The organism is Lysinibacillus sp. G1-3 (genome assembly GCF_056322905.1).
In genome coordinates this window covers 1-5992 of the sequence record NZ_JBWHYQ010000037.1, presented here as the reverse complement: position 1 = coordinate 5992, position 5992 = coordinate 1, and the positions used below count along the sequence as shown (strand labels likewise).

Annotated in this window: 3 protein-coding genes and 1 pseudogene; all 4 read left to right on the top strand. The window is 28.6% G+C overall.

From position 1 onward, the window contains the following. Nucleotides 1-1883: condensation domain-containing protein (locus ACVYAD_RS24775; protein ID WP_476428249.1), on the top strand; the 1883-nt coding region annotated here is incomplete at its 5' end. A 25-nt stretch (nucleotides 1884-1908) separates the two neighbouring features. Next, entirely contained in the window at nucleotides 1909-2106 is a 198-nt protein-coding gene (locus tag ACVYAD_RS24770; protein ID WP_476428248.1) for a hypothetical protein, read from the top strand. A 727-nt stretch (nucleotides 2107-2833) separates the two neighbouring features. Continuing rightward, nucleotides 2834-3922 (top strand): annotated as a pseudogene (locus tag ACVYAD_RS24765) (diaminobutyrate--2-oxoglutarate transaminase); the annotation flags it as partial. Nucleotides 3923-4355: 433 nt separating this feature from the next. Further along, nucleotides 4356-5992, top strand: a 1637-nt coding sequence (locus ACVYAD_RS24760) for a condensation domain-containing protein (protein WP_476428247.1), incomplete at its 3' end; no start/stop codon positions are given.

Genomic DNA, 5992 nt, shown 5'->3' with positions numbered 1-5992 from the left:
TTTGTGCCTATATAGTAAGTGAGAAAGAACTGAAGGATTTAAATTTAAAGAACTATTTGGCAGAAAGTTTACCAGAATATATGATTCCTACTTACTTTATAAAGATAGATGAAATGCCTTTAACACCGAATGGGAAACTGGATAGAAAAGCACTTCCAAAACCAAATACAGAGGATTCTTTAAATGAGTATGAAGCACCAAGAAATGAAATTGAAGAGCTTTTAGTGGATATTTGGAAAGAAGCATTAGGTGTAGATAAAATCGGAATTGACGACGATTTTTTTGAGTTAGGTGGTGATTCAATTAAAGCAATAAGAATTATATCAAAGTTAAATAAGAATAAATACAATTTAGATATTAAAAATCTCTTTATTAATCCGAATATTAGAAATTTAAGTGGTCATGTTTGTGAAAATTTGCAAAGTGAATTAATAAATCAAAAAGACGTTATTGGACAAGCAAGTTTAACCCCTATACAAAAATGGTTCTTTGGTGAAAAATTTGAAACCAATCATTGGAACCAATCAGTTATGCTATTTAAAAAAGATGGATTCGAAGAAGTTATTATAAAAAGAGTATTCAATAAAATACTAAAGCATCATGATGCTTTAAGAATGATTTTTAAGAATATAGATGGGGAAATATTACAATATAATAGAGAAAATAAAGAAGGATTATTCGAATTAAAAACCTTTAACTTTTTTGAAGAAGTATTATTTAATAATAAAATAAAGGAAGAATGTGAAAGATTACAAAAAGGTTTAGACATATGGAATGGTAAATTGGTGAAATTAGGATTGTTTAAAACAAGAGAAGGGGATTATCTCGCTATAATTATACATCATTTAGTAGTTGATGGGGTTTCTTGGAGAATAATACTTGAAGATTTTGAGCTAGGGTATAAACAGGCAATAAACGAAGAAGAGATAATTTTACAGGAAAAGACTAATTCTTATTTGGAGTGGCAAAAGGCTTTAGAAGTTTATTCTGATAGTAGAGAATTATTACGGGAAATAGATTATTGGAAAGAAGTTAGTAATCAAGAAATTAAAGAACCTCCTTTTACTAAAGAGAGTAGTAGCAATAATATATTTAAATACAACCAAAGTATAAAGTTAACAATTGATAAGCAATACACACAATATCTATTAAAAAAGTCAAATAAGGCTTATAACACAAATATAGATGATATATTACTAACTGCTTTAGCTCTTTCTATCAAGGAATGGCATGGTAATGATAGCGTAATTATAAATATGGAAAGCCATGGAAGGCAAATTGTTAGTGAAACAAATTTAAATATTAATAGAACCGTGGGATGGTTTACAGCAGAGTATCCTATCGTATTAAAAGTAGATACTCAGATGGATATTGGATATAATTTGAAAACTATAAAAGAAATTCTGAGGAAAGTTCCAAATAAAGGTATAGGATATAATATCCTAAAATATTATCGCGATGATATACCTCTAAAAAAAGTATATCCTAAAATAAGTTTTAATTATCTAGGTGAATTTGATAATGATTTAAATAGTGATGTTTTTGAGATATCAGAATTATCAACAGCTTCTTCTATTGGTGATAATTCCCAAATGTTGTATGAATTGGATATTAATGCAGGGGTAAGAAATGGGTCTTTGGTTCTTTCAGTTGAATACAATACTTATATTCATAATAAAGAAAGAGTAGTAGAGTTTACAGAGAGGTATAAAGAGTCATTATATAGTTTAATAGAACATTGTATAACAAAAGAGGAAGTAGAAGTAACTCCTTCAGATATATCGAATTATTCTGTATCTATTGAACAGTTAGAAATGTATAAAAAGAATATAGAAAAACAAGAAGATGATGATGATGATTTTTTTGAGAAGTTTACGCTTTAAGAATATCAAAAAGGAGAAGTTGAGAATGATAGATTCAGATACAAAAAGTTTTGAAATACATGAATCAAATGTTAGATCATATTGTAGAGTTTTTAGCAATATTTTTTCAACAGCAAAAGATTCTTCAATATTTGATGAAAATGGAAATGAATTCATAGATTTTCTTGCAGGTGCTGGTGCACTTAATTATGGACATAACAACGATAGTGCGACACGTTTCTAAATGAAAAGTTTAGATACTGAAATTAATGAGTTTTCAGTAAACTGATAATTCGAAAAGTCGAATGATTGAGTAACGTCATGAAGGGCTTTCTCTAATACTCCGAATAGCAGTTATATTAATAAGGATAGAACTGTTATAAGCTCGGTGAAGTCGATTGAGTTTACACCCTAACAAGTCATGTTGAGGAACGGCGAACTAGCGGTAGTCGAGTGTGATATAGATCGGGAGTCTATAAAACATCCATGGTAAGAATGTCACATAGTGACTGACGAAATTCCGAATTAAAATGTCTAGATGTTATTTAAACAGAAATGTTTAACATATTTTTATAATATGGCTTATGAGGATTAGTAAGAAATATCGTTATGAAAACCCTTATATTGTTATAGGCAATATCAAGTAAGCAGGCATATAGGAATTACCTACAGGTGTATGAAAAGATAGAATTATTGGAACGTGGTAAGCTGATAACATGGAGAACTTATTTTCGATTAAGTGGTGATAAAGAAAGGCTTAAAGCTATAATTTATCTTTATATCAGTGAAAGTAGTGGCATAGTACCGTTGAAAGTATGGAAACATAGTGGAGGGATAGCCACAAGTCAATAAGTTGAAATTATGAATTTTAATTTTATTGATGGAACGCCGTATGAGATTGAAAGACTCATGTACGGTGTGGAAGAGGGGAAAAGGTGGAGATAGTTTCAAAGCCTTACCTATTCTTATAAATAAAGCAAGAAATTATTGATTATTTAATGAATGATGGAATATCACATGGCTTAGATATGTATACTTCAGCTAAAAAAAAATTTATAGATGATTTTTACGATGTTATTTTAAAAAATAGGAATTTAGACTATAAAATACAATTTTGCGGATCTACTGGTGCTAATGCCGTTGAAGCTGCATTAAAGCTAGCAAGAAAAGTAAAAAAAAGATCTGGCATATTTTCTTTTATGGGAGCATTTCACGGAATGTCCTTAGGTGCACTTTCAGCTACTAGTAATATTGAGAGCAGAGAAGGAGCTGGACTTGAGCTTAATAATGTGACATTTATTCCTCATCCTAGTATGTTTGAAAATGAATTTGACACAATTGACTATATTAATACTATTTTAACGGATTCACATTCTGGAGTTAGCAAACCAGCAGCAATTATATTAGAGACAATCCAAGCTGAAGGTGGAATAAATGTAGTTTCAAATGAATGGCTGATAAGATTATATGAATTATGTAAAGAGCAGGATATACTTCTTATCTGTGACGAAATACAAGTTGGTTGTGGAAGAACAGGGTCATTTTTCTCATTTGAAGCTGCGGGTATAATACCGAATATTGTAGTACTCTCAAAGTCTATAAGCGGATATGGATTACCTATGTCTATAGTCCTTATGGAATCAGATCTTGATATATGGAAGCCAGCTGAACATAATGGCACTTTTAGAGGAAACCAATTAGCCTTTGTAGGGGCAAGGGCAGCTTTAGAATATTGGAAAAATGATCAATTTCCAAATCAATTAAAAGAAAAAGAAAAAATTATAAATGAGTACTTAACAAAAAGAATTCAAACTATTAGTTCTAAAATTAAAATTCGAGGAAGAGGTATTATTTGGGGAGTCGATTTAACAGAGTATTGTACTCCTGAAGAAGCAAAGTTAATTACAACTGAATGTTATAATAATGGACTTATTATTGAAAGGTGTGGAAGAGAGGATTTGGTAATTAAAATACTGCCACCATTAACTATAGATATAAATATGTTAGAAAAAGGACTTGATATAATACGGAAATCTTTATTAACAATAAATATAAGTTGAATAAATTAAATTTTCGATGAAATGAGTGTTCTTTTTGTGTGATGTTGGATAACGAAGTCATTTACCTCATCACACAAGAGAACTCATTATTGATATCGCAAATAATACTCTTTAGTATGTGTAATTGATGTATAGAAGTGTAATTATTTCCTAAGAAAAACTATTTCATCATCATCCCATTTCTAAAGAACAATTAATTTCGTTCGGTGTTATGTATATTTTAATATTTTATGATGAAAGATCTAAGCCTTTGAGGTAGTGTAGTCTATTCTTTTTCCTTTTTTTTAGGTTTAGATTGAAAAGTGGTTAAAGTCCCTGGTGGGAATGGCCTTCTTTGCCTTATTTATAGAATAAAAAAGCAATGAAATAGCCAGAAGCATGTGAGGTATAACCTTTTTAATATATTATATAAATAAATGGAGAGTAGAATAGAATGGAAATAAAGAAAATATATCCTTTATCACCAATGCAAAAAGGAATGTTGTTTCATAAATTAATGGACAGTAATACTACTACTTATTTTGAACAAACAATTTTTGAAATAGAGGGTAATCTAGATATAAAAATATTTAGAAAAGCTTATAATTTACTATTAGAAAAATATGATATATTGAGAACTGTTTTTGATTATGAAACTTTTGATCAACAAATGCAAATAGTGAGAAGCAAAGTAGAGGGTAAAGTTTATTATAAAGATTTAAGCGATTTAAATAAGAGTGAGAAGGAACTCTTAATTAAAAATATAAGCTTTATGGATAAAGAAAAGGGATTTAATTTATCTAGGGATCTTTTAATGAGAGTATTTATACTAAAACTGGATGATAAAAATTATAGTTTAATATGGAGCCATCACCATATATTAATGGATGGTTGGTGTATAAGCATAATAATGAAAGATTTGTTATATATATACTCATCACTTAAAAATAATAAAGAAATCGTTAAGAAGAAGGTACCTGAATATGAAAATTATATAAATTGGATACAAAAGCAGGATGAAAATGATGCCTCTAATTATTGGGCAAATTATGTAAGTGATTATGAAAGTGAGGCGGTTCTCCCACAGAAAAGCCATTCTTTAAATGTGAAAAATAGAAGTAAAGAAAAATTGAGATTTAATATAGTAAAAGAGGATATACAACAATTAATAAATATATGTAATAGATCACAAGTTACAATGAGTACAATATTTCAAGCTATTTGGGGAATTATTTTACAAAAGTATAATAACACAAATGATGTAGTATTTGGGACTGTTTTATCAGGAAGAAATGCGAATATTTTAGGAATAGAAGAAATGATAGGGCTGTTCATAAACACTGTTCCATGTAGAGTGAAAAATTCTGATGATACTACTTTTAACCAATTAATAAAGAAATTACAGAAAGAGTCATTAGAAATTTCAAGCTATGACTACTACCCATTGTATGAAATTCAATCAAAAACAGTTCTTAAACATAAATTAATAAATAACATTATAATTTTTGAAAATTATTATTCTAATGATATTAAAAATGAAATCGATGATATAGATTTTTGTATTAAAAATGTAATCATTAATGAAGAAACTAATTATGATTTAGAGATAATAATAATACCTGGTGAAAATTATACTATCGAATTAAAATATAATACAAATATATATCATGATGAGTTTATGAAAAAGATAGAAAGTGCCTTTAAAAACATAATAACAACTATAAAATATAATACTAATATTAAAATTGGAAATATCAACATATTAGATGAATCAGAAAAAGAGAAAATACTATATGAATTTAACATTACAAAAACTGAGTATCCTAAAGAAAAAACAATAGTAGAATTATTTGAAGATCAAGTAAACAAAACACCAAATAAGGTTGCAGTAGTATTAGAAGATCAAGAGGTAACTTATAGAGAATTAAATAGAAAGGCCAATAATTTGGCGAAAGAATTAAGGACTAAAGGTGTTAAAGCTGATTCGATAGTAGGAATAATGGTAGAAAGATCGCTGGAGATGGTAGTGGGAATAATAGGCACTCTAAAAGCAGGAGGAGCATACTTACCAATAGATCCGAACTATCCGAA